Source organism: Leucobacter sp. G161, from assembly GCF_001482305.1.
Classification (GTDB): domain Bacteria; phylum Actinomycetota; class Actinomycetes; order Actinomycetales; family Microbacteriaceae; genus Leucobacter.
In genome coordinates, this window is sequence record NZ_LOHP01000053.1 from 1 (window position 1) to 23,758 (window position 23,758).

The 23,758-nt window shown below is 66.1% G+C and carries 21 protein-coding genes; 7 read left to right on the plus strand and 14 right to left on the minus strand.

The annotated features are described in order from the left end of the window. The coding region (locus AUL38_RS05780; RefSeq protein WP_059060011.1) for an ABC transporter C-terminal domain-containing protein at positions 1 to 221 on the plus strand (221 nt) is incomplete at its 5' end. Positions 222 to 280: 59 nt separating this feature from the next. On the opposite strand, the gene AUL38_RS05785 is transcribed toward AUL38_RS05780, so the two are convergent. Together AUL38_RS05785 and AUL38_RS05790 are read right to left on the minus strand one after the other, a co-directional pair. After that, the gene (locus AUL38_RS05785; protein WP_083506637.1) at positions 281 to 1,945 is read right to left on the minus strand and encodes a thiamine pyrophosphate-binding protein; all 1,665 of its coding nucleotides are present in this window, start codon (positions 1,943 to 1,945) and stop codon (positions 281 to 283) included. 107 nt (positions 1,946 to 2,052) lie between these two features. Further along, a complete protein-coding gene (locus AUL38_RS05790) occupies positions 2,053 to 2,949 on the minus strand; it encodes a LysR family transcriptional regulator (RefSeq protein WP_059060013.1) in 897 nt (298 codons plus the stop codon). Between the two features lie 125 nt (positions 2,950 to 3,074). Between AUL38_RS05790 and AUL38_RS05795 the strand changes: the two genes are divergently transcribed. Continuing rightward, entirely contained in the window at positions 3,075 to 4,400 is a 1,326-nt protein-coding gene (locus AUL38_RS05795) for an MFS transporter (protein ID WP_083506638.1), read from the plus strand. Positions 4,401 to 4,428: 28 nt separating this feature from the next. Further along, positions 4,429 to 6,060: an amidohydrolase gene (locus tag AUL38_RS05800; protein ID WP_059060015.1), complete on the plus strand. Its 1,632-nt coding sequence runs from the start codon at positions 4,429 to 4,431 to the stop codon at positions 6,058 to 6,060. On the opposite strand, the gene AUL38_RS05805 is transcribed toward AUL38_RS05800, so the two are convergent. Genes AUL38_RS05805 through AUL38_RS05835 form a run of 7 tightly spaced genes read right to left on the minus strand, consistent with a single transcriptional unit; the run spans position 6,029 to position 12,721 of the window. Further along, on the minus strand, positions 6,029 to 6,754 hold the full coding sequence (locus AUL38_RS05805; protein WP_059060017.1) for a TetR/AcrR family transcriptional regulator: 726 nt from the start codon (positions 6,752 to 6,754) through the stop codon (positions 6,029 to 6,031). The genes AUL38_RS05800 and AUL38_RS05805 overlap by 32 nt on opposite strands. Before the next feature lie 43 nt (positions 6,755 to 6,797). After that, positions 6,798 to 7,169, minus strand: coding sequence for a plastocyanin/azurin family copper-binding protein (locus AUL38_RS05810; protein WP_059060019.1), 372 nt, complete (start codon positions 7,167 to 7,169; stop codon positions 6,798 to 6,800). A gap of 51 nt (positions 7,170 to 7,220) precedes the next feature. Next, positions 7,221 to 8,783 (minus strand): multicopper oxidase family protein, encoded by a 1,563-nt coding sequence (locus AUL38_RS05815; protein ID WP_059060021.1) that lies wholly within the window; start codon positions 8,781 to 8,783, stop codon positions 7,221 to 7,223. Further along, the gene (locus tag AUL38_RS05820; protein ID WP_153006486.1) at positions 8,780 to 9,580 is read right to left on the minus strand and encodes an ABC transporter ATP-binding protein; all 801 of its coding nucleotides are present in this window, start codon (positions 9,578 to 9,580) and stop codon (positions 8,780 to 8,782) included. The genes AUL38_RS05815 and AUL38_RS05820 overlap by 4 nt, the downstream gene beginning before the upstream one ends. Then, positions 9,577 to 10,629: an iron chelate uptake ABC transporter family permease subunit gene (locus AUL38_RS05825; RefSeq protein ID WP_201023692.1), complete on the minus strand. Its 1,053-nt coding sequence runs from the start codon at positions 10,627 to 10,629 to the stop codon at positions 9,577 to 9,579. Before AUL38_RS05825 ends, AUL38_RS05820 begins: the two co-directional genes overlap by 4 nt. Continuing rightward, positions 10,626 to 11,690 carry an iron ABC transporter permease gene (locus AUL38_RS05830; protein ID WP_161937411.1) on the minus strand — a complete coding sequence of 355 codons (1,065 nt, stop codon included), beginning with the start codon at positions 11,688 to 11,690 and terminating at the stop codon, positions 10,626 to 10,628. The genes AUL38_RS05825 and AUL38_RS05830 overlap by 4 nt, the downstream gene beginning before the upstream one ends. A gap of 8 nt (positions 11,691 to 11,698) precedes the next feature. Beyond that, a complete protein-coding gene (locus AUL38_RS05835) occupies positions 11,699 to 12,721 on the minus strand; it encodes an ABC transporter substrate-binding protein (RefSeq protein ID WP_059060024.1) in 1,023 nt (340 codons plus the stop codon). Positions 12,722 to 12,862: 141 nt separating this feature from the next. Here AUL38_RS05835 and AUL38_RS05840 point away from each other — a divergent pair, with 141 nt between their 5' ends. The 4 genes from AUL38_RS05840 to AUL38_RS05855 all read left to right on the plus strand — a co-directional run bounded on the left by AUL38_RS05840 (position 12,863) and on the right by AUL38_RS05855 (position 18,469). Then, on the plus strand, positions 12,863 to 14,674 hold the full coding sequence (locus AUL38_RS05840; protein WP_059060026.1) for an ABC transporter ATP-binding protein: 1,812 nt from the start codon (positions 12,863 to 12,865) through the stop codon (positions 14,672 to 14,674). Further along, complete coding sequence (locus AUL38_RS05845) at positions 14,671 to 16,410, plus strand: ABC transporter ATP-binding protein (protein ID WP_059060028.1); 1,740 nt, start codon at positions 14,671 to 14,673, stop codon at positions 16,408 to 16,410. Before AUL38_RS05840 ends, AUL38_RS05845 begins: the two co-directional genes overlap by 4 nt. 177 nt (positions 16,411 to 16,587) lie before the next feature. After that, a complete protein-coding gene (locus AUL38_RS05850) occupies positions 16,588 to 17,418 on the plus strand; it encodes an NAD(P)-dependent oxidoreductase (RefSeq protein ID WP_059060030.1) in 831 nt (276 codons plus the stop codon). Positions 17,419 to 17,455: 37 nt separating this feature from the next. Next, positions 17,456 to 18,469 carry an aldo/keto reductase family protein gene (locus tag AUL38_RS05855; protein ID WP_059060032.1) on the plus strand — a complete coding sequence of 338 codons (1,014 nt, stop codon included), beginning with the start codon at positions 17,456 to 17,458 and terminating at the stop codon, positions 18,467 to 18,469. Positions 18,470 to 18,911: 442 nt separating this feature from the next. Here the strand turns inward: AUL38_RS05855 and AUL38_RS05860 are convergent, their stop codons facing one another. Genes AUL38_RS05860 through AUL38_RS05875 form a run of 5 tightly spaced genes read right to left on the minus strand, consistent with a single transcriptional unit; the run spans position 18,912 to position 23,743 of the window. Further along, the gene (locus AUL38_RS05860) at positions 18,912 to 19,757 is read right to left on the minus strand and encodes an ABC transporter ATP-binding protein (protein ID WP_201023693.1); all 846 of its coding nucleotides are present in this window, start codon (positions 19,755 to 19,757) and stop codon (positions 18,912 to 18,914) included. A 23-nt stretch (positions 19,758 to 19,780) separates the two neighbouring features. Continuing rightward, positions 19,781 to 20,836, minus strand: coding sequence for an iron chelate uptake ABC transporter family permease subunit (locus AUL38_RS05865; protein WP_059060036.1), 1,056 nt, complete (start codon positions 20,834 to 20,836; stop codon positions 19,781 to 19,783). After that, a complete protein-coding gene (locus tag AUL38_RS05870; protein WP_083506641.1) occupies positions 20,833 to 21,861 on the minus strand; it encodes an iron ABC transporter permease in 1,029 nt (342 codons plus the stop codon). The genes AUL38_RS05865 and AUL38_RS05870 overlap by 4 nt, the downstream gene beginning before the upstream one ends. Next, complete coding sequence (locus AUL38_RS16795) at positions 21,858 to 22,733, minus strand: siderophore-interacting protein (RefSeq protein WP_201023694.1); 876 nt, start codon at positions 22,731 to 22,733, stop codon at positions 21,858 to 21,860. Before AUL38_RS16795 ends, AUL38_RS05870 begins: the two co-directional genes overlap by 4 nt. Continuing rightward, positions 22,730 to 23,743, minus strand: a complete 1,014-nt coding sequence (locus tag AUL38_RS05875; RefSeq protein ID WP_153006487.1) for an ABC transporter substrate-binding protein — start codon at positions 23,741 to 23,743, stop codon at positions 22,730 to 22,732. Before AUL38_RS05875 ends, AUL38_RS16795 begins: the two co-directional genes overlap by 4 nt. Positions 23,744 to 23,758: the final 15 nt, after the last annotated feature.

Below are 23,758 nucleotides of genomic sequence, written 5' to 3' on the forward strand. Positions count from 1 at the left end.
CGGGTCGCGAGCTGCGCGACGCGCAGAAGGAGATCGCTTCTGTAGAGCGCAAGATTGCGCGCATGCAGGGCGACATCAAGAAGGGCCGCGAGGGGCTCGCGACGCTCGACCAGGGCGACTACCAGCTGCTGAATGCCGAGATGGCGAAGATCACCGCGCTTGAGGCTTCCGTTGACGAGCTTGAGCTGCGCTGGCTCGAGCTCTCGGAGCTGCTCAACTAGCTGGGCGACTGCGGGGCATGCAGCGTGCGCTGGGTACGCGCTGCATGCCCCGCAGCGGGTCACTCTGGAAGGAGCACCGACGGGTCGACGTGGATGTGTATGACGGCGACCCGGCCAGCTGCGACCGCTGCAACCGATCGAGAGACGGCCGTGCTGATCTGCTCATCGTTGGTCACTTCTTCGGCGTGGGCGCCGTAGGCTGCTGCGAGGCCGGCAAAGCTTGGGTTCGTGACCTGGGTTCCTGAGACACGGCCTGGGTATTCGCGCTCCTGGTGAATTCGGATCGTGCCAAACTGCCTGTTGTCCATCACGACGGCGAGGAACGCAGCACCCTCTTGGGTTGCGGTTGCGAGCTCCTGGCCGTTCATGAGGAACTCGCCGTCGCCCGCGAGCGCCAGCACGTTGCGGTGTGGCAGCGCGAGTGCGGCTGCGGTTGCAGCGGGGATCGAGTATCCCATCGAACCGTTTCGAGGAGCGAGTTCTGACTGCGTGCTCGTGGTGTCGAAGAGCGCGCCCCACGCGCCGTGGTTTCCCGCACCCATAGCGAGCAGTGGGTCGTGGTAGTGCGCGGCGACTTCACCGATCAGCCGGGTCATACTTGCGACTCCGTCGGGTGCAGTCGGCGCGGACACGGCGCGACTCGCGAGATATGCCGCGCGGAGTTCCTGCCCCCAGCGTGTGCGTGCGGCCGACTGCTCGAGGGGAACCGCCGCGAGCGCCGCTGGGATTGCGCTCGGCGCGGCGAGAAAGTGCTGCTCGACTCTTCCCGTGTGGCCGCGAAGGGCGGCATCGCTGCTGATGACGACGGTCTGGGAATCCTGGGCGCGCCGCATGCGAAAGGAGTCGCTTGTCGTATCGGTCAGGGTGCCGCCGAGGCAGACGATGAGGTCTGCCTCCTCCAGGGCATGACAGGCATAGGGCGGGCCGCCGAATGCGCTCTGTCCAATGCACGCTGGTGAGACTGTCGGAATGCGCCAGGTTCCGTGCCAATCCGTGAGCACTGGAATGCTGTGTTGCTCGGCGAACTGCTGCACCGCCCGCACGGCACTGTCGTTCCAGCCCTCGCCCGCGAGGAAAAAGAGTGGCTGTTCTGCCTGTGCCAAAAGGTCATGCAAGGTGGCTACTTGCTCAGTGGAAATTGCGCCGCTGGTAACGGGGTACGGGGCGACAGCGGTGCCGGTGAACGCGCTCGCGACGACGTCTTCTGGAAGACCAACGACGACGGGTCCAGGCCTGCCACTGCGCGCTGCGTGGAATGCTTCAGCGACGACTTCACTAGCGCGTTCTGGTGCGTCGAGGATGAGGACGCGTTTGGCCTGGCTCCCAAACCAGGCTCGCGGATCAAACTCTTGGAACGCCTCCCGGTCTCTGTCTTGAACGGGGATCAGCCCGACAAAGAGCACGAGGGGTGAGGCGTCTTGCCACGCGGTGTGGATCGCGACAGCGGCGTTTGCTGCCCCGGGGCCACGCGTGACCATTGCTACTCCGACCCCGCTTGTTGCGCGGCCGTAGGCGTCGGCCATATACGCCGCACCACCCTCGTGGCGGCAGACGACGTTGTGAATCCCGGTGTCGTAGAGGCCGTCGAGCACAGCGAGGTAACTCTCACCTGGAACTGTGAACACACGGTCGACGCCGTGTTGTTCGAGCGAGCGGGCAATCGCTAACCCGACGTGTCCCTCTGTTTCGGCGTTCGCGACGTTGCTGCGCTCCTGAAATGACATCCCGGTCCCTTCGATCAATCCGTCGCACGGACAGTGCGCCGATGACAGGAGTCTAGAAGCGAGATGATATGTCTACAATGACCAGAAAGGCAGGTCTTTTATGTGTTTTAGTTATGCCATGGGTGATGCTGCTTGCGCATGAACTGCGAGAGCTCCGTCGCGAGAGTGGCAAGCTGAGGAGCTGCGTAGTGCTCGCGTTGCCAGCAGGCGTACAAGCTGAGGCGCAGCTCGGAGCCGTCTGCTGTGGTGACGGGAGCAACCCAGAGGGGCGCCTCCATCACGGACGTCGTGATAAGGACGCCACGCTGCGATGCCGCGAGCGCTCGGCTCGTTGAATCCGATGACTCCACAACGTGTCTGCCGAGCGGAAGGCCATCTCGGCGGTAGGCCCTATCGAGTTCTTGTCGGCTCATGCTTGTGGGCGGCGGGAGGATGAGGAGCTCGTTGGCGAGCTGTGCGATCGGGACGGACGCGGGTGAGGCTTGCGCGATGTGATGTGCGGGGTGGGTAGCTGCGAGCACCGGAAATGACCCGAGCTGCAGCGAGGCAACAGCGGCCGATGGCGGGCTCGGGGTGATCGCAAGGTCAGCTCCTGTGAAGAGCGCGCCTTCGACCTCGCCGTGTTCGACCTCGCGGCACACAACGATCGGGGAGGTGGGATCGAGGGCCTGAATGAAGGGGGCTAACAGACTTTCGGCGGTTGCCCGCGTCGTTGCGCACACGAGCTGCTCGAGGCTACCGGCGCGCAAACTCAGGGTTGCGCGCTCGGCGAGGTGCGCCTGGTCGAGAAGCGTACGTGCAATGATCTCAAGGCGGTGTGCGGTCGGAGTTGGGCGGAGCCTGCCGCGCTCTCGGTCGAAGAGGTGTAATCCGAGTTCCTCTTCGAGCGTCCGGATTTGCCTGCTCAGTGCTGGCTGCGCGACGTGCAGCGCGTCGGCTGCCGCCATGAGTGTGCCCTGATCGAGCACCGCGAGAAAATAGGTGAGGCGGCGAAGGTGCAGCATATGTATCGCATTTCGGTATAGAGATCATGCGTAAGTGGTCGTAGACAGTATGGCACCTGCTGGGGAAATCTTGTGTGCAGCACTGGCGAGAACGCCAGAGAACCACACCCAATGGAGGGGAAACAATGAGTGCAACACAGCTCACTGCCGATCAAAGGCGTCGCAGAGCCGTTGTCGGTGCGTTCGTCGGAACCGCGATCGAATGGTATGACTTTTTCATCTTTGGCACGGCGGCCGCGCTCGTATTCGGGCCGGTCTTCTTCCCAACGGCAGATCCGACGATCGGCGTACTCGCGAGCTTCGCGACGTTTTGGGTTGGCTTCCTCGCTCGTCCGATTGGCGGTGTTGTGTTCGGTCACCTCGGTGATCGCATCGGCCGGAAAAAGGTACTCGTGGCGACCCTGTTTCTCATGGGCATCGGAACGACAGCGATTGGCCTGCTTCCCACATACGCTCAGGTAGGCGTTCTCGCACCGATCCTGTTGATTCTTTTGCGCGCGATGCAGGGCCTAGCGGTTGGCGGCGAGTGGGCAGGCGCAACGGTGATGGCAACCGAGAGCGCCCAGGGGAGCAAACGAACCGGCGCCGGCATGTGGGTGCAGCAGGGGTCACCGGCAGGGTCGATCCTTGCAACGCTCGTCTTCCTTGCCGTAGGCACTCTCCCGGACGATGCATTCATGAGTTGGGGCTGGCGTGTGCCCTTCCTGCTGTCCGCTGCGCTGCTTGTTGTCGCTCTGGTTATTCGATCACGCGTCGAAGAATCTGCTGACTTCGCTGAGACGAAGCAGCAGCAGCAAATCGTGAAAGTGCCCCTGTTCGAGGTCTTCCGCATGACCCCATCGATCGTGTTCTTCGGCATTCTCGCGAGTGCGCTTGGTATCTCCGCGGCCTTCTTCCAAAACACCTTCCTTCTCTCTTGGTGGACCAATGAATTGCAGGGTGACCGGCAGCAGATCCTCCTGCTGGTGTTCATCATGGCGGTTGGGCAATTTATCTGGCAGCCGATTTCCGCACTCATCGCGAACAAAATCGGTCGCAACCGGGTCATGTACTACGGTGTGCTGCTCTCCATACTCATCACCGTGCCCTACTTTTTCGCTATTCTCAGCGGCAACATTATTTTCCTCGTGGTCACCATGTTTATTCTCATGATGGGCGGCGCCGCGTACTATGCAATGCTGGCGAGTTTCTTGTCGGCAATGTTCCCCCCGAACGTCCGGTACACGGGGGTTGCGCTCGCCAACGGCCTGTGCGCCGTGCTCATCGGCGGCTCAACGCCGGTGCTTGCCCAGGCAATTCTGACCTCAGTCGGGCCGTGGGGCGTCGCTGCGTTCTACCTCGCAATTTCGGTGTTGACCCTCATCGGCATCTGGGGAGCAACCCGATCGCGAGACCGCTACCTTGCGCGGGTAGTTGCAGACGACGACGCCGCTCTCGTGAACACGAACTGAAACGCTTGGGAGCAGAGAGGACTGTGCAATGCGCGTAGACGCGATTTTTGAAAACGGACGTATATGGACGGGTGACGCTGAACAGCCCGAGGTCACCACATTCGCTGTACTGCACGGCAGGTTTGTTGGTGTCGGAGCAACTACCGGCCTCGTCGCGCAGACCCGGGTGGATTTGGGCGGGAAGCGGGTTATCCCCGGGCTGCACGATGCGCACCACCACCTTGGACTCACCGGCCGTAGGCTGCTCAACGTCAACGTCCGGCCGACCGCGGTGGCGACGCTGGCCGAGTTGTTCGATCGCATTGCAGAACGGGCCGCGCAGGTGGCTGCCGATGCCTGGGTGCTCGCAAGCGGTTACGATCAGAACGCGCTCGGGGGTGAACATCCGACGGCGCTCGCACTCGACCGCATTGCGGGCGGCCGCCCAGTGCTCATCGAACACGTCTCGGGGCACATGGGGGTGGCGAACACGGCCGCGTTCGCACGTGCGGGCTATCCTGGCCGCGAGCACTACCCAGACATCGCGGGTGGCAGGGTGATCCGAGATGCTGCGGGCCTGCCCGAGGGGCTGCTACAGGAGACAGCGATGAACCCGCTGCGCGCGGCTGCGGCTGCGGCCTCGCGCGAGCCGGTGACGGTTGCTGCGGCCCTCCGGCTGGCGAGCGAGCAAGCGATCAGCTACGGCCTCACAAGCATCACAGAGCCTGGCATTGCCGTTGATGGCGCCATTGGCGCGGGCACGATTGAGATTGACCACTATCTGCACGCGGTTGCGAGTGGCGTGCTGAAGCCGCGAATGACCGTCATGCCCTTCCACTCGGCGCTGCACAGCATCGCTGACGCCCCGGCGGGCGTGAAATCGCTTGACTGGGGAATCCGCACTGGCCTGGGCGACGAGCGGTTGCGAATTGGTCCGGTGAAGATCGTCTCGGATGGCTCTCTCATTGGCCGTTCGGCCGCTGTGCACGAGTGCTTTTGCGGCGAACCCGAGAACTTCGGTGTGCTCCAGCTCACAGCGGAAGAACTGCGCGAAGCGATTATCGCGTACCACCGAGCAGGATGGACGGTCGCGACCCACGCGATCGGTGACCGCGCGATCGATCACGTTATTGCCGCGGTTGAAGCCGCGCAACGCGAGCTCCCGCGCGACGTGAGGCATCGAGTGGAGCACTTCGCGATTGCTACGGATGAGCAGGTCGCGCGGGCGGCGCAGCTTGGGCTCATCCCAGTGCCACAGGGAGTGTTTATTTCTGACTTCGGCGATGGCATCCTCGCTGCCCTCGGTGAGGACAGGGTTGCCGGTACCTACCGGATGCGATCGTTCCTCGATGCGGGCATGATCGTTCCCGGATCGACCGACTCTCCAGTTTCCGACGCGAACCCGTTCGTGTCCATTCACGATATGGTGAATCGGGTTACGCGCGGCGGACAACCGTTCGGATTGCATGAGCGTGTGAGCGTTGCCGAGGCGATTTCTGCGTATACCTATGGTTCGGCGTATGCGGTGAACGCTGAACACGAGCGCGGTCGGGTCGTCGACGGGCAGCTCGCCGACTTCATCGCGCTGAGTGACGACATCTTTGCTGTGGACCACGCGGCCATCAGAGACATCACTGTGGCGGCAACCTTCATTGGGGGAGCGAGCGTCTACGAGGCCTGAGGTGCAGTTGCGCTTCGAGCCCAGAGATGAGGGTGTCGATGAGCAGCGCGTAGTAGTCGGCGTTCACTGCCTCACCCGCCTCGTGTGGGTCGCTCGCGAGCGGATCGAGGAGCTCGGTGAGCATTCTGTTGACGCCCGGGCTGTCCGTGCCAAGCGTTGCGAAGCTCTCCCGCATCGCCGCGTGGTCGCGCGGCCCGTCGTCGCTGGTTTCGAGCCGGTCGTCGTGCATGGTGATGGTGAGCATCGCGGTGTTCACGAGCATCGCGTAGCCGATCGCGGGACGCGTGAAGCCTGCGGCCGAGAGCGAGCTGATCCCGAAGTCAAACGCGGTTGCGATGCTCGGAAAGGAGGGCCCGTGCATCAGGAGCCAGCGCGCGGTGCCCGGATACTGCTTGAGCAGTGGGCGGAGCCCCAGCAGGAACGACCGAAACCAGTCCTGCCAGGGCAGCCGCGTATCCGGGATCGTGACCTCTGCGATCACGCGCTCCACAACGCCGCGCAAGAGTGCCTCTCGGCCACCGCTGTGATGGTAGATCACTGACGGGGCAACGTCGAGCTCGGTTGCGAGATCGCGGATGGTCCAGGAGTTGAGCCCGGTGCCGTGCGATAGCCGCATTGCGGCGTCGGCGACGCGCTCGGGTGTCATCCCGACCCGTCGGTCTGTGCCGCGCGCATCGCCTGCTTGCGTAGTCATCGTTCCAGCGTACTTGTTCGGCCCGGGTCCCGGATTCGACTGGCTAGGGCGCCGTGACGGTGATGTTGCCGGTCATCTGCGGGTGCGGGGTGCAGTGGTATCCGAACTCGCCCGGATCCGTGAAGGTGTACCTGAATTCACCCTCGGTCATGAGGTCGCTCGCGAAGAGTTCGTCGTCTGAAACAACATCGTGGGCCATGCCGGTGGATTCCATGTTCCACACGACCGTGTCTCCGGCCGCGATCTCGAGTTCCGCTGGCGCGAACTTGAGCCCGTCAATCGTCACAACGTGCTCGGTGCTCGACTGGCCGCAGCCAGCGAGCCCCGCGGTGAGCGCGACGGCTGCGACGGCGATCCCGATGCGGGCCGTGAGGCGGAGCGGGCGTGCTGCGAGTGAAGTGGTGAAGCGTGGCATGGATGCCTTTCTGGTGGGTGGTGGTTGGTTCGTGGAGCTGGGGCACTGCGGCTACCGCACGTAGCGGATCGGCGCGCTCATGCCGGCTGCGAAGTGGTAGGCGTTGTGGCAGTGGATCATCCAGCGACCGGGGTTGTCGGCGTCGAAGTCGAGCACGGCGGTTTCGCCCGGCAGCACGGCGACGGTGTCGCGGCGCAGGCCGTTGTGGGTGCGTGACGCAAACGTGTGTCCGTGGAGGTGTACGGGGTGCCACATCGAGGTGGGGTTGGCGACCTCGATGCGGATGCGTTCGCCGATGCGGGGGCGCATGTTCGCGGCGTCCTCGCCCGCGACGCCCCACATGAAGCCCTCGGGGGACTCGAGCAGTTCGAGCCTCCACAGTTGGTCGGGCTCCCGCTCGCTCAGGCGAGTGGAGCCGTGCGGGTGGAGGTCTGCGTCGGTGGCGAGCTGGCCGTCGAGTTCGGGGATCTGCGTTGCTTGCGCGCCACTCAGGGAGGCGCCGGCTGCGTCGTGCGTGGCGATGACCGCCAGCGCGGCACCGTCTCGCCCTTCGACGCGTGCGACGAACGGCCAGCTGCCCGAGGTGAGGTCGACGAGGAGGTCGATGCGCTGCGCTGGCGCGATGAGTACGCTGTCGGTTTCGAAGGGTTCAGCGTCGAAGCCGTCAGTAGCGATCACGGTGACGCGATGCCCGGCGAGCGCGACCCGGTAGGGAGTCTCCGCGGCGGCGTTGATGACGCGCAGTCGCACCCGCGACCCGGCCGGCACGGTGTGGCGCTGCGGATCCTCGGGGGAGCGGCCGTTGATGAGGTGCAGCGGGTAGTTGATGTGCTGGGTCGGACCGCCGAGGACGGCGGAGTTGCCGACACCCTGGGTGACGAGCGCGAGCGCGGCGGCGGTGACCTCGGGCGGGGCCGCCGCGATCCCGCCGTGTGCGTGGCCGCCGGTGCCGACGGGATCGAGCGCTGCGAGCACCTCCTCGGGAGTGGCTCCGAAGCCGTCGACCCAGTCGTCGATGACGAGCACGAGGTCGGTGTCGGCGCCGCTCGTGTCATCCGGGTCCTCAACGATGAGCGCACCGAACATGGCCCGGTCGGCCTGCACCCCGGTGTGTGAGTGATACCAGTGGGTTCCGTGGTCGGGGAGAACGAAGTTGTAGCGGAATTGGCCGCCTGACGGGATCGGTTTCTGGGTATCGGGAGGGGCGCCGTCCATGTCGTTGCGAATGCGGAGGCCGTGCCAGTGCACCGAGGTTTCCTCGGTGAGAGTGTTGTCGACGTCGACGAGCAGCCGGTCACCGCGGCGTGCGCGCAGTGTCGGGCCGAGCGCTGCGAGAGCGACATCTTCGCTGTAGCCCCAGGTGCCGACGTACTGGCCAGGAGTGACGGCGATTGTGGCTGACTGCGCGCGCAGCACATGGTGCACGGTTCGGCCAGTGTGGGGACGGGTGGCCTCGGTCTCGCCGATTTCGGGGTCGCTCGCGAGGATGTAGTCGGGGCGCTCACCGGCAGTTGCGCATCCGCTCAGCGCGCTCGCTCCAAGCAGGCCAAATGCGCCCGCAGCCCCGAGCCGGAGGAGGCCGCGGCGTGAGATCGCGGCTGATCCGTCCCTCATCGGAGGGGCCCGCGTGCCGTGCTCCGAACCGTACGCAGCGGCAGCACGTGTGGGATCCCGCTATCGAGATCAACGGTCACGGTCGCCTCGACGTCGAAGACTGCGCGGAGCAGCTCCGGGGTGACGATGTCCCGTGGTGACCCGGCAGCAATGACCGTGCCGTCGCGCATCGCGATGAGGTGCGTGGCGAAGCGGCAGGCCTGGGTGAGGTCGTGCACGACGGCGGCGACGGTGCGCCCCTCGGCAGCGAGCGCCCCAAAGAGCTCTAATACGTCGAGTTGGTGAGCGAGGTCGAGGAAAGTGGTGGGCTCGTCGAGGAGTAGGAGCGGGGTGCGCTGGGCGAGGGCCATTGCAATCCACACCCGCTGGCGCTGCCCGCCAGAGAGCCGGTCAACCGGCTCGGCAGACAGCTCGGCGACGCCGGTGAGGCGCAGTGCCTCGGCGACGGCGGCCTCGTCCTGCGCACTCCAGCGGCTCGCGACTCCCTGGTGAGGGTAGCGGCCGCGAGCGACGAGCTCTGCGACCCGAATCCCGGCCGGGGCCGTCGGGTGCTGGGAGAGGATCCCCAGTTTGCGTGCGAGGTCGCGGGTGGCGAGACCGTGAATGTCGGCGCCGTCGAGCACCACCGTGCCCGCTGTCGGCCTGATGAGGCGTGACAGAGCGCGCAGGGCAGTGGACTTGCCGCAGCCGTTCGGGCCGACAATCATCGTCACGGAACCCGTGGGAATGGTGAGCGTGAGATCGGTCGCAACCGTTGTGCGACCGTATCCCAGGGTGGTGTTGCGGAGTTCGATCACCGTGATCTTGCCTCTCTGATGAGTAGTCCGATGAGGTATCCGCCGCCGAGCACGGCGGTGACGACGCCGACGGGAACGGACACGCGAAACAGGTGGGCTCCCGCGAGGTCCGCGACGCTGAGGAGCAGCGCACCGCTCGCCGCTGAGCCCGCGAGCGTGGCTCCGGCCGATCCGCTCGTGATTCGGGCGAGCTGCGGGGCGATGAGCGCGATGAACGCGATCGGGCCCGTGATACTCGTGATCACTGCGGTGAGGAGCACGCCGACGAGCAATAGCAACAGGCGAGCACGCTCGACACGCACGCCCGTGGAGTGTGCTGCAGCGTCCCCGAGTTCGAGCTGGCGTAGGGCGGGGGCGAGGGCACTCGCGCATCCGAGGAGCAGACCGACCGCGATGGCGACCGGCGTTACGGCTGGCCACTTGAGTTCACCGAGGCTGCCCTGACCCCACACGCTCACGGTGGTTGCGGTGAACGTGTTCATGCGCAGCAGCAGGATCGAGTTCATTGCGGTGAGGGCCGACGCGACCGCGATGCCGACGATGACAAACCGCATCCCCGATAGGCCGCGCCGGTAGGAGAGTAGGTAGACGAGCAGCCCGGCACCGAGCCCGCCGATGAGCGCGAACACGATGACCGCGAGCCGCGAGTCCGTGAACTGCACCGCGAGCAGGGCGCCCGTGAATGCGCCCGCGCCGAGCCCGATGACGTCGGGGCTGCCGAGCGGGTTTCGCGTGAGCGACTGGAAGATCGCGCCAGATACTCCGAGGCCCGCGCCGAACACGAGGCCGGCGACCGCGCGGGGGAGCCGCCACTCAAGCACGACCTGGGATGAGAACCCGTGATCTGCGCCGCCGAGGATCGCGAACACCTCGGCAAGGGGGATCGGGTAGCTGCCGAGTGACACGGCGAGCAGGAATGCCCCGATGCCGCCGATCGTCGCGAGGGCGACGAGCGCGGCGACACGGGTGTTCCACAGCGCCGAGTAGCCGCGCACGCGCAGCACGCTTCGCCCTGCGCCGAAATCCACGGGCCCGCCCGAGCCCGTCACGAGGCTGCCCCGTGACGGCCCTGCGCGAGCAGCGCGAGCACTGGAGCGCCGAGGATCGCGGTGATGAGCCCTGCTGGGGCCTCGCCTGGTGGGGCAACAACCCGACCGACCATGTCCGCGAGCAGCACAAGGAGAGCTCCGCCCACCGCGCTATACACGATGGCCCAGACCAGCCTCGGGCCGACGAGCGCGTGCGCGAGGTGCGGCACCATGAGGCCGACAAACATAATGGGGCCGCCGAGCGCGGTGGCCGTTCCGGCAAGCAGCATGACCGCAATCGTCGCGCCAAACCGGGTGGGGCCGACGCGCACGCCGAGTGAGCGCGCCGTATCCTCGCCGAGTCCTAGCTGCGCCAGCGGAGCAGCGATGATGACCGCGACAACGAGCCCCGCGAGGATGATGAAGGAACCGGCGAGCATGCTCCCGCCATCCCGGCCAGTGACGCTGCCGGCCATCCAGGTTCGCAGCGCGTTAAACCGGGTGGGGTCGATGAGCGCGAGCGCATTCGTCACACCCATCAGTACAGCCGAGACCGCGACCCCCGACAGGACGACCGTGAACGGCGAGCCGCGACCGGCGGTCGCAGAGATGGCGTACACAAAGAGCGATACGACAAGCGCGCCGCACAGCGCGAACCAGATGTACGCGTTGAACCCGACGAGGCCAAGAAACCCGACTGCGACCACGACGGCGAGCCCGGCACCCGCGTTCACGCCCAGGAGCCCCGGGTCTGCGAGCGGGTTACCAATGAGAGCCTGCATGATGGTGCCAGCGACACCGAGCGCGAGCCCGACGAGCATCGCGGTCAAGCCGCGGGGGAGCCGCATGTCGCGCACGATGGTTGCGGCGTTGCTGCCGTCGTGGCCACCGAGAGCGGCGACAACCTGCGCGGGAGAAGCATCACCGGCGCCGACGAACAGGCTGAACCACGCGGTCGCGACGAGCACCCCGACGCCCGCGCAGAGCACCGCGATCCGCCCGGCGACCCCGCCCAGGCGCTCGCCGCCGACGCGGCGGGGCACCCGGAACCGGGCTCCCCGCCACGCCGCTGGTATCGACACCGTCACGACTAGCGGGCGATTGCGGCGGTGTAGTCCGACCAGCGCGACGCGGCGTCTGCGGTGACTCCTGGCACGAGCTCGCCCGAGGCGATCGATTCGAGGTCACGCAGCACCCAGTAGGTGTAGAACGCGGCGCCGCCCGACCAGATATCACCGTCGACGATCACCGAGCGCTGCTGCTTCACGGCTTCGAGTGAGTCGTACGGCGCGAGCTCTGTGACGCCCTCGAGTGAGTACTGCAGGCCGACGGCAACCGCGAGCACGTCTGCGTCGTGCTCGGTGAGCTGCTCCGGCGAGAACGTCGTCCAGCCACCGTATGCACTGCCTTCGGAGGGTGCGGTGTCTTGCAGCGTGGGCCGTGTGAAACCGGAGTCGGCGATCGAGCTGTGGAGTGAGTTATCGGAATCCATGTACAGCGGCATGTCCCCGCCGAACGACATGAGCACCGAGAGTGACTGCCCGTCGGCTGGTTGCGCGTCTGCTGCGGCTGCGGTCGCTGCTTCGAGGGCTGCCGAGACTCCAGCGGCCTCTTCCGCGCGGTCGAAGTACTCGCCGTACGCTTCGATGATCTCGGCGCCGGTCGCCGTGTAGAGCCCGCCGACCATCGGTGCGATCTCGCTATAGTCAGGCGCGCTCTGGCTCCAGCCGTCAGCCCACGTGCCGACGATGAGGTCTGGCTTATGCGCGGCGACCTCCTCGGATGCTGGGTAGAACTCCGATGTGTCGACGACGGTGATGCCGGCGTCCTCGATGATCTCGCGCGGCACTGTCGTCCGCCACGACGCGAAAACGATGTCGGGGACGACGCCGATGCTCATCATGTTCAGCGCCGATGGCTCATCGAGCGCAACGATCATCGACGGGTCCGTTGGGATCGTGGCCTCACCTGCCTCACTCGTGATGGTGCGCGTGGCGCCGCCCGCGTCTGGGGCGGGGGCTGCGCCGGGTCCGGCGCAGCCTGTGAGGAGCAGCGACGAGGCGATCGCGAGGCCGGAGGCCGCGAGTATGGCGCGACGGATGGGAGTGGGCATGAGGTTCCTCTCGGGAGATGGCCAAAACGGCCGGAAGAATGGCATACTAGAACGCGGTTCTAGATTCATCACACCTAACTTAGGGCAACCTAACTTGGCTGCGCAAGCTGAAGTAGTCACCGAGAACGAGAGAAGCAGAACATGTCGAACCACCCGCCACCCGACTCCCGGAAGCCGCTGAGCCTGTTTGCTGCAGTGCGCGGCAAGATCTGGATCATCGTGACGCTGAGCCTCGTCGGTGCGGTTGCGAGCGTGGTGCCCTTCATCGGCATGATCGAGCTCGCGCGTGCGCTCTGGCCGGCGCTCGCTGGGCTGCCTGTCGACCCGACACGCGCCTGGAGTGCCATCCTCGTCATCGTTGGTGCGCTCGTGCTGAGCTTCGTGAGTGCTGGCGCCTCGGGCCTCGTGAGCCACCTGGCCGACAATGACCTGCAGCTCGACCTGCGCGGCCGCATCGTGCGGCACCTCCGCACGCAGCCGCTCGGGTGGTTCGACGGGCGCTCTACCGGGGCGATCAAGAAGGCGGTCGACAACGATGTGAATGCGATCCACCAACTCATCGCGCATGCCATCCAAGATGTGATCACGGCGGTCGCGGTGCCGGTGATCACGCTCGCCTATCTCTTCGTCGTCGAGTGGCGCATGGCGCTCTTCGCGCTCGTCCCCATCGTGCTCACCGCCTGGGTGTTCGCGATGATGAACCGCGGCGCAGACGAGCAGCGGGTGCACTACGAGCAGGCCGTCGAACGGTTGAGTGCCGCGACGATCGAATACGTGCACGGTATCACCGTCGTGAAGTCGTTCGGCCTCGCCGGCCGCAGCCACCAGCGATTCACCGACGAGTCGCAGCAGTACGCGACGCGCTACGGCGGCTGGATGCGCGACTCGGCGTTTTGGGCGGCGCTCGTCGAACTGCTCACCTCGCCGGTGGTGTCGCTGCTGCTCATCGCGACTCCGGGTGTGCTCCTCGCCGCTGCCGGGACGATCGCCCCACTCGACGTACTGCCGGCGCTGCTGCTCGGGGTGGGGCTCACGGCACCGCTCATGCAGCTGGGGTTCTCCACCCAGTTTCTTCGCGCGGCCTTCCAAGCCCGCGACAGCCTCCGCGAGTTCTTCGCGAGCCCTCCGATGCCGCAGCCAGAGCACCCGGCGGAACCTACCGGGACTGGTGCGGCGTTTGACCGAGTGCGATTCAGCTACGACGGGGAGCGCGACGTGCTGCGGGACGTCACCGCATCGTGCCTCCCAGGCACCGTGACCGCGCTTGTCGGCGCTTCGGGATCGGGCAAGTCCACGCTCGCGCGACTCGTTCCCCGCTTCTACGACGTCACTGGCGGCGCCGTGCGGATCGGGGAGCGCGACGTGCGCGAGCTCGGCGGTGATGGGCTGTACGGCGCCGTCGGATTCGTGTTCCAGGACGCGTATCTGCTGCGCACCACGATCCGCGACAACATTCGGCTCACCAGGCCGGAGGCGACACCGGAACAGGTCACGGCGGCCGCACGCGCCGCGCAGATCCACGAGCGCGTGCTCGAGCTCCCGCGCGGCTACGACTCCGTCATCGGCGAAGACGCGCACCTATCTGGCGGCGAGGCGCAGCGGCTCACCATCGCACGAGCGCTGCTGACGGATGCCCCCATCCTCGTGCTCGACGAGGCGACCGCCTTCGCAGACCCTGATTCGGAGGCGGCGATCCAGACCGCGCTCTCCGAGCTGGCACGCGAGCGCACACTCCTGGTGATCGCGCACCGGCTCCACACGATCACCGCGGCCGACCAGATTCTCGTGCTCGAGGCTGGCGCGATTGTCGAGCGCGGAACGCACGCTGAGCTCACCGCCGCTGGGGGCGTGTACGCCGGGATGTGGCAGAGCTACCAGCGCGCCCGCGGTGCAACCACCGCGGCTTCGGATAGCCGACCCCTCGCCCCCTCACAGACAGGACCCCGCACATGATCAGACGCCTTCTTGCCCTCTCCGATGAGGCAACGAGCCGAACCCTCCGCGCGCTGCTCGGCTGGCTCGTCGCCGGAGCGGTGCTGCAGGGGGCCGTGTTTCTGCTGCTCGTACCGCTGCTCGGTGCGCTGTTCGCGGGAGACAGCGCAGCGAGCATTCGGTGGTTACTCGTGCTTGTGGCCGCCGGAACCGTGTACGCCGTCGTGTTTCTCATCGGGAGCGCCTACGGGCAGCGCTCCGCTGTCGAACTCATCGAAGCACAGCTTCAGCTCATTGGTAATCGGGTCGTCGAGCTGCCGCTCGGGTGGTTCGCGCACGACCGGGCAGGGGAGCTCGCGAACATCACGACGCGCGGGGTGACATTCGTCGCTGCAGCGCCCTATGCGCTGCTGCGGGCGATCATTAGCGCGTTCGTGACACCCGCGACCGTGCTTGTCGGTGTGCTCGTCATCGACTGGCGCATAGGCGCGACGATGGCGATCGGCGTCCCCCTCATCTGGGGGCTGTACCGGTGGATCGGCGCACGAACCCGAAGCGCCGACGAAGTCGAGGTGGCAGCGGCCGCGGAATCGTCGGCGCGCGTGATCGAGTTCGGTCTCGTGCAGCCAGCGCTGCGCGCTGCGGGGGACAACTCGATCTCGACGAAGCTCGTCGACGACGCGCTGCGTCACCAGCACGCCGCGAAGCGGACAATGCATCTCACAGGCGGCGCCGGCATCGCGCTCTTCGGCACGGCGGTGCGCGTGCTCATCGCCGCGGTGCTTGCGGTCGGGACCTGGCTCGTGCTCGGGGGATCGTTGAGTGTCGCGGTGCTGCTGCCGCTCGTGGTGCTCGTGGTCCGCTTCAGCGAGCCCATCACGAACTCGGGGGCCCTCGGCGGCGGAATGCAGATGGCCGGGAATACGCTCGGGTACATCGAAGGGCTGCTCGCTGAGCCGACGCTGGCTGAGCCAGCGACGCCCGCACAGCCCTGCGACTTCGGGATCACGTTTGAGAACGTGACCTTCGGCTACGGCGACACCCCGGTGCTCGACGGCCTGAGTTTCACGGCGCCGCCCGGCGCGATGACCGCGATCGTCGGGCCGTCGGGCTCCGGGAAGACGACGATCACTAAGCTCATCGCCAGGTTTTACGACCCCGAGCACGGCACCGTGCTGCTGGGAGGATGCCCGCTCCCGGAGATTGGTAGTGCTGGCATCACCCGGGCGGTGTCACCCGTGTTCCAGGACGTGTACCTTTTTGGCGGGACGATTCTCGAAAACATCGCGCTCGGTGACCCGACTGCATCCCCTGAATCGGTGCAGGCTGCGGGCCGTCGGGCCAGGGTCGACGAGATTGTCGCCCGGATGCCCGGCGGGTGGGACGCGCAGGTTGGCGAGGGCGGCAGCAACCTCTCAGGGGGTGAACGGCAGCGCGTGTCCATTGCGCGAGCCCTGCTCAAAGGCTCCCCAATCGTGCTGCTCGACGAGGCAACAGCGGCGCTCGATATTGGCAACGAACAGGCGATTTCTGCCGCGATCGACGAGATCAGGGAAGGTCGCACGCTCGTCGTCGTTGCGCACCGGCTGCAGACGATCCGAGGTGCCGACCACATTGTGATGCTCAACGGCCAAGGTGGGATCGCCGAACAGGGCACTCACGAGGAACTCCTCGCGTTGGACGGCGCTTACGCCCGGTATTGGACCGAGAAGAGTCAAGCCGCTGGGTGGCGGCTCGGTCACGCGAACGGGCGCTGAAGGAATCGGGATCTCGCCGGTATACCGCATGAGATAGTGCAAATCGCATGCGGTATCGGCGCCCCGTTTGGCAAGGATGCGCAAAGAAATACAAAACGTTGCAGCCTCCCTCGGGTATCTGATTAGCTGAGGGCACGCTGTTGCCCCGTGGGCACCGCATATTACGAAGGAGTAGCTATGAACCTTGCCGGGAAGACCATCCTGATGTCGGGCGGCAGTCGCGGCATCGGCCTCGCGATTGCACTGCGCGCGGCGGCCGACGGCGCGAACATTGCGATGCTCGCGAAGACCGATACCCCGCACCCGAAGCTCGAAGGCACGATCCACACCGCTGCGGAGGAGATTCGCGCGGCCGGCGGGCAGGCACTCGCCATCGTCGGTGATGTGCGCAGCGATGAGGACATCACCCGGGCCATCGAGCAGACCATCGCAGAGTTCGGCGGTATCGACATTGTGGTGAACAACGCGAGCGTGATCGACCTGTCGCCCTCTAGCGCGCTCGACCCGAAGAAGTACGACCTCATGCAAGACGTGAATGTGCGTGGCACGTTCATGCTTTCGCGCGCGGCGATCCCGGCGCTGAAGAACGCCGAGAACCCGCACATCCTCTCGCTTTCACCGCCCCTGAACATCACGCCCAAGTGGCTGGGTGCGCACACCGGCTATACGCTCGCTAAATACGGCATGACGATGGCGACACTCGGGCTCGCCGCTGAATTCGCGGAGGCCGGAGTCGCCGCGAACACGCTCTGGCCAGCGACGACAATTGCGACTGCGGCAGTGCAGAACCTGCTCGGCGGAGACAAAGTCATGGCTGCGAGTCGCACACCAGCGGTCTACGCTGACGCGGCATACTCGGTGCTCACCAAGCCTGCTGCGTCCTACTCCGGACAGACGCTTATCGTCGAGGACGTGCTCGCCGCGGACGGCATCACCGACTTCTCGGGCTATGCGGCCGTTCCTGGAACTCCCGACGACCGGCTCTTCCCCGATATCTTCCTGAATTAGGAGCCCGTACGGAGCACAATCGGGTTAGCGTGGGGCCATGGTCAACTATCGCTATCTCGGAAACAGTGGTCTGAAGGTCTCGGAGATCACCTACGGCAACTGGGTGACGCACGCCTCGCAGGTGGGCGACGAGGCCGCGGTGAAGACGGTGCATGCAGCGCTTGATGCTGGCATCACCTCGTTCGACACCGCGGACTCGTACGCCAACCAGGCGGCTGAGGTCGTGCTCGGGAACGCCCTCGCCGGGCAGCGCCGCGAGGGGCTCGAAATCTTCACGAAGTGCTATTTCCCGGTTGCAGCGAAGGGCCCGAACGACACTGGGCTCAGCCGGAAACACATCTTCGAGTCGATTCACGGCTCGTTGCGCCGCCTCGGCACCGACTACGTCGACCTCTACCAGGCCCACCGTTTCGACTACGAGACCCCACTCGAAGAGACGTTCCAGGCGTTCGCAGACGTAGTTCGGCAGGGCAAAGCGCTGTACATCGGCGTCTCTGAGTGGACCGCCGAGCAGCTGCAGGAAGGGCACGAGCTCGCCCGTCAACTCGGCGTCCAGCTCGTATCGAACCAGCCCCAGTATTCGATGCTGTGGCGAGTGATCGAAGAGAAAGTGGTCCCGACGTCTGCGGATCTCGGGATCTCGCAGATCGTGTGGTCGCCGATGGCGCAGGGCGTGCTCACCGGCAAGTACCTGCCGGGGCAGCCGCGACCGGAGGGGTCGCGCGCCACAGACCCGCACAGCGGCTCGCGCTTCATCGAATCGTTCATGCGCGACGATCTGCTCACCGCGGTGCAACGGCTGCGACCCATTGCGGACGAGGCTGGAATCACCATGGCGCAGCTCGCGATCGCATGGGTGCTGCAGAACCCGAATGTGTCCGCAGCACTCGTCGGTGCCTCCCGGCCTGAGCAGCTCGCCGACACCGTGAAGGCGTCCGGAATGACGCTCGATGCTGACATGCTCGCCGCGATTGATACAGCGCTCGGTGACGTCGTGAACCGAGACCCCGAGGACACCTACAACATCGCCCCGCGCACGCGCCTGAGCTAGCTGGGCCCCAGGCTCTCACTGTGCCGGCTGCCCGCGCGGGCTGGCAGCTGCCCCTGTCCATGCATCGGCTTGCCCCGCCTGGCGGGCGCTGGCTCCCGGGACTCCCGCGCGGTTCGCGTCGCTGACTCACGGCAAGGCTGCGGAGCAGCAGCCCGAGGCCCCATCAGTTTGTGCCACTATTGCGCGCGAACAGCGCCTCTCCTTCCCCAGTTATTGATTCTGAGCCTTCTACACCCGGCAAAAGGCTCAGACTCAACAACTCGGGGACGAACGGGGTGGAGGACGTGCTGGCACCGGGGCCGTGCAGCGCGGTGCCGTCAGCCGTGCCGCGCAAGCGAGCCGCTGCGCCGCCACTCAGGCCGTCTGCCCCTCCCCAACCATCTACACCGCCCCGTTTTTTCCCTCCCGGCCCTTTCCAAGGCCGAATAAGCCTCGCAGAGGATTATTCGGGTCGGGAGAGCGGGGCCCGGGGCTGGGAAGCGCCCGTCGACGTGCCGAGCGGCACGACCAACGGACTGCCCGTCACCGGATCGGCGATCACGACGCACTCAAGATCGAAGACCTCGCGCACGAGCGCAGGGGTGATGATGTCGCGCGGCGGCCCCTCGGCGACAACTCGCCCGTCCTTCATCGCGATGATGTGCGTCGCGTAACGCGCGGCGTGGTTCAGGTCGTGGAGCACGGCGACGAGCGTCCTGCCACTCGCGTGCAGTGACCGAAACAGCTCGAGCAGGCCAATCTGATGCGCAATGTCGAGGAACGTTGTCGGCTCGTCGAGCAGCAGCAGCGGCGTCTCCTGCGCGAGCGCCATCGCGACCCACACCCGCTGCCGCTGGCCTCCTGAGAGTTCGTCCACGAGCCTGGTTGAGAGCTCGGTCGTGTTCGTGGCATCGAGCGCGTCCGCGACCGCGCGGGCGTCTCCGTGTGACCACTGTCGGACGATGCCCTGGTGTGGGTAGCGGCCTCGCGACACCAGGTCGGCGACGACGATACCGTCGGGCGCGAGTGAGGTCTGCGGGAGCAACCCGACCTCGCGAGCGAACGCCTTCGCTTTGCGCTCGTGAATCGACTTTCCGTCGAGCACAACCGTGCCGGCGGCCGGCTTCAGGAGACGCGCGAGGGCGCGCAGCAGCGTCGACTTTCCGCAGGCGTTCGGCCCGACAATGACCGTGAATGAATCGTCTGGGATGCGCACATCAAGATGCTCGGAGATCACCCGCTCGTCATAGCCGAGCGTGACATTCTGCGCGCGCAAACGGGTGTCGGGAGAGAGGAACTGAGCGGCCATGCGTTGTCTTTCTTGTGGAGTCATTATCGGCGCCTGGTTTCGCGGACGAGCAGCCATACGAAGTAGAGGCCGCCAACGGACACGGTGATGATGCCGACCGGGAGCTGCATCGGCGCGAACAGTCGCTGCCCGATGAAATCGCTCACCACGAGGAGTAGCGCGCCCGTCGCACCCGCCGCGATGATGCCGACGCCCGCCGCGCGCGTGAGCCGGCGTGCGATCTGCGGTGCGACGAGTGCAATGAACGCGATGGGGCCTGCAGACGCAGTGACGAGGGCAACCAGTGCGACCCCCAACACGATTGCTGCGAGACGGACCGCGTTCGGACGCGAACCGAGGGAACCGGCCGCGTCATCGCCGAGCTCAAGCACACGCAGCGCGGGGGAGAGGAGCAACGTCGGCACGAGCAAGACCGCGAATACGATGAGTGCCGGGCCGAGTGTCGCGACCGTCAGGCCGTTCAACGAACCGCTGCCCCACACCGCAGCAGTGAGTTGCTCGCTCTCCGTCGATTTCAGCATCAGGAACGTGTTGAACGCAGCGAGCATCGCCGAGACGCCGATACCGACGATGATGAGTCGGAAGCCCTGCACCCCGCGACGGTATGCAAGCGCGAAGACGATGAATGCGGTGATGATACCGCCGCCGAGCGCGCCAGCGGCAACCGCGAAGTATCCGCCACCCGTGACGAGCATGACGATGAGCGCGCCCGTGTACGAACCCGAGGCGAAGCCGATGATGTCGGGGGAACCGAGCGGGTTGCGTGTGAGTGACTGGAAGACGGCACCGCTCATGCCGAGTGCGGCGCCGAACAGCGCAGCGAGGAGTGCGCGTGGCAGTCGCCACTCACGCACGACGAGCACGGTTCCCTCGTCCGCGGTTCCGGCAAGCCCTGCGAGGACGTCGCGCAGAGACAGCGTATACGTGCCCGTTGCGATCGACAGCAGTATCGCAGCGATCGTGAGTGCGCTGAGGATCGCGACGACGAGCACGGAGCGACGGGACACGTGCCAGGAGAGCCGCGGCCGTTGCGAAGACAGCGTCGGATAACCGAAGTCGACGGAGGGAGTGGCGGTCACAGTGCGCTCACATTTCTGCGCCGTGCGAGCGCGATGAGGACAGGGGCGCCGATGAAGGCCGTCACGATGCCAACCTCAAGTTCCTTCGGCGCGAGCACCACCCGCCCCACGACGTCAGATGCCAGCAACAGGAGGGCAGCACCAACTGCCGAAAACGGGATGATCCACCGCTGATCCGGCCCGGTGAACCAGCGGACAACGTGGGGCACCATGAGCCCGACGAAGCCGATGGGCCCCGCTGCCGCTGCCGCTGCGCCCGCGAGCAGCGTCACCGCTACGATCACGAGCACCCGCGTGCGAACCACGCCGGCGCCGAGCGACTTGGCGACGTCGTCACCGAGCGCGATCGCGTTGAGCGGGCGGCCCGCGATGAGCGCGAGGGCGAGACCGAGAGCGATCGGGATCCAAATCTGCTCAAGCGTGCCCCAACCGCGGCCAGCGAGCGAGCCCGCGCTCCACCGCAGGAGGTCGTCAAACGCGTTGGGGTTGAGCATGGTGATCGCCGACGAGAAGCCACCGAGGAGCGCCCCGAGCGCGACGCCCACGAGCGTGAGCCGCACTGGTGTCGCGCCGAGTGACCCAATCGAGCCGAGCGCGTAGACGAGAACCGTCACGACGATCGCGCCGGCGAAGCTCAGCCAGAGGTACTGCGAGAGGCTCGTCACCCCGAAGAACGCGATACCGACGACGACCGCGAAGCTGCTGCCCGCGCCGACACCGAGAATGCCGGTGTCGGCGAGCGGATTGCGCGTCAGCGCCTGGATGAGCGCACCGGCAACACCGAGCGCCGCGCCAAGCAGCATCGCGAGAACCGCGCGCGGGGCACGCAGCTCGGTCACGATGTACGCCTCCTCGCTCCCATCCGGGTGCCACAGTACGCGCCACAGCACGTCGAGCTCGATCGTCCGCACCCCAACCCAGAGGCTCAGCAGCAGCGTCGCAGCTACGAGAACGAGTGCGATACCGAGGAACAGCACCCGCCTGGCTGCCAGGGTGGTGGGGCGCGTCTGGCCCGGTGCGGTCACAGCCCGAGCTCTGCAAGTCGCGACTCGTAGCGGTCGCGGTTCTGCTCGTGATCGTCGCTCGACTCCCAGATCGCGGCGAGCGCAGTGAGCGTATCCGTGCCGAGCGCCTCATAGTGTTCGAGCCACTCTTCCTGCCGGTCGCGCCAGTACCCGATCACGTCGTAGCGGTCGGGGGTGAGCCCGCGTTCGTGGCGAAGGTACCGTCGCGCATCGCGCAGGGCCCCAGCCTCACCGGCAACCCAGACGTAGCATTCCGCGGAGATCGGCATCGCCCGCAGCGCTTCGGTAATTGCGCTCGGACCCACGCCGTTGCCGCGGCCCACGATCCACTCCACCTGCATGCGCTCGCCGCCGATGTCGAGCCGGTGAGAGGCTTCGGCAACCTCGATCGCTGCCACGGCCTGGACGCCATCCGGGAGCTGCTCGGCCAGCCGCGCGAGCGCCGGAATACCAGTCGCGTCTGTGACGAAGAGCTGTGTCTGTGCGCCGGTTGGCGGCTGGTACAGCCCGCGGGGCGCGTTGAAGGCGACACGGTCGCCCGGAGCTGCCGCGCTCGCCCAAGCCCCTGCCTTGCCGTGTCCGTGCACCACGAAGTCGAGGGTGACCTCGCCGGCTGCGCGGTCGTGGTGGCGGATCGTGTACGGCTCGATGTGCGAGTCGTCGCCCTCCGGTTCGTGCCACACCCCAGCCTCGTCGAGTGTCGGCAGTCTGAGGTGGCCGGAAGCGTCAGGGAACCGTACTCGAACGAATTCGTCGCCAATGCCGGTCGTCGTGAACGCGGCAAGATCGGCGCCGCCGAAGGTGACGCGCACCATACCCGGCGTCAGCCGGGTGGTGCGCGTCACCTCCGCGACAAAGAGTTCCTGGGTCACGACTGCGCGTCGAGCTTCGCCTGGACCTCACCGAGGCGCTCGTCAAGGTCGTCGAGGTTCTGCATCGCCCAGCCGAAAGAGCCGGTCGGGCCGAGGTTGATGTACTCGAACACCATGCCGTTCTTCACGGCGGGCAGGTTGTTCCAGAGGGTGTTCTTCTCGAGGGTCGCGAGCTGCTCGTCCGGGGTGTTCATGAGGGTGAACACGATGTCCGCGTTCGAGAGGCGGTTCAGTTCCTCGTACGAGAACCACTCGGGGAAGCCGTCGGGGTTCACCTCGTCATCCTGCTGCTCCCTGAAATTCGCGCCGAGGTCGCGGAGGATCGGGGTCATGAAGTGCTTGTCGGAGTAGGTGCCCCACTCGGTCTCCATCGGCGCAAAGAGGGTAATGATGTTGTCCGAGAGGAGATCCTGGTACTTGGCCTTGATCTCGTCGCGGCGCTCGTTGTACTTCTGCTCAAGCGGCTGCACGAGGTCTTCCTTGCCGAGAATCTTTGCAAGCTCGACGGAGCGCGTGCGCCAGGCTTCACCATCGCGGGCGTTGAACGTGACGATCGGTGCGATCTTTTCAATCTCCTCGCGCATGGGGTCATCGAGGGGCAAGAAATCCTGGGTAGCCACGACAAGGTCGGGCTTCGCCTGCACGATGGCTTCGAGGTTGAGCTCGTAGTACTCGCCGATTGACTGCGCGTCGGACTCGCGGATGGGCTCGCTGTAGCTCAGCGGAATTGCGAGGCCCTCGGTGTCGGTGAAGTAACTGTTCACGACGCCGACGGGGGTGACGCCGACGTCGAGCAGGGCCGCGGGGGTGTAGAAATCGACGGATACGATCCGCTCGACTGTCTCGGGGAGTTCGACGGTGCCGAACTCGTTCTCGTAGACGCGGGTCGCGTCGGTGTCCTCGGAGTTGCTCGCGGGCGCTGCGCAGGCGGTGAGAGCGAGCGCGGTGGCCGCGGCGGCGAGGGAGAGTGCGACCCTGCCGGGGGTGCGGGCAGACGACATGACAGACATGGGACTCCTGGTGAG

What these genes read in the sequence shown, in the direction of transcription:
- AUL38_RS05785 (WP_083506637.1), bottom strand. Translation starts at nt 1,945, where the DNA reads ATGTCATTTCAGGAGCGCAGCAACGTCGCGAACGCCGAAACAGAGGGA.
- AUL38_RS05790 (WP_059060013.1), bottom strand. Translation starts at nt 2,949, where the DNA reads ATGCTGCACCTTCGCCGCCTCACCTATTTTCTCGCGGTGCTCGATCAG.
- AUL38_RS05795 (WP_083506638.1), top strand. Translation starts at nt 3,075, where the DNA reads ATGAGTGCAACACAGCTCACTGCCGATCAAAGGCGTCGCAGAGCCGTT.
- AUL38_RS05800 (WP_059060015.1), top strand. Translation starts at nt 4,429, where the DNA reads ATGCGCGTAGACGCGATTTTTGAAAACGGACGTATATGGACGGGTGAC.
- AUL38_RS05805 (WP_059060017.1), bottom strand. Translation starts at nt 6,754, where the DNA reads ATGACTACGCAAGCAGGCGATGCGCGCGGCACAGACCGACGGGTCGGG.
- AUL38_RS05810 (WP_059060019.1), bottom strand. Translation starts at nt 7,169, where the DNA reads ATGCCACGCTTCACCACTTCACTCGCAGCACGCCCGCTCCGCCTCACG.
- AUL38_RS05815 (WP_059060021.1), bottom strand. Translation starts at nt 8,783, where the DNA reads ATGAGGGACGGATCAGCCGCGATCTCACGCCGCGGCCTCCTCCGGCTC.
- AUL38_RS05835 (WP_059060024.1), bottom strand. Translation starts at nt 12,721, where the DNA reads ATGCCCACTCCCATCCGTCGCGCCATACTCGCGGCCTCCGGCCTCGCG.
- AUL38_RS05840 (WP_059060026.1), top strand. Translation starts at nt 12,863, where the DNA reads ATGTCGAACCACCCGCCACCCGACTCCCGGAAGCCGCTGAGCCTGTTT.
- AUL38_RS05845 (WP_059060028.1), top strand. Translation starts at nt 14,671, where the DNA reads ATGATCAGACGCCTTCTTGCCCTCTCCGATGAGGCAACGAGCCGAACC.
- AUL38_RS05850 (WP_059060030.1), top strand. Translation starts at nt 16,588, where the DNA reads ATGAACCTTGCCGGGAAGACCATCCTGATGTCGGGCGGCAGTCGCGGC.
- AUL38_RS05855 (WP_059060032.1), top strand. Translation starts at nt 17,456, where the DNA reads ATGGTCAACTATCGCTATCTCGGAAACAGTGGTCTGAAGGTCTCGGAG.
- AUL38_RS05860 (WP_201023693.1), bottom strand. Translation starts at nt 19,757, where the DNA reads ATGGCCGCTCAGTTCCTCTCTCCCGACACCCGTTTGCGCGCGCAGAAT.
- AUL38_RS05875 (WP_153006487.1), bottom strand. Translation starts at nt 23,743, where the DNA reads ATGTCTGTCATGTCGTCTGCCCGCACCCCCGGCAGGGTCGCACTCTCC.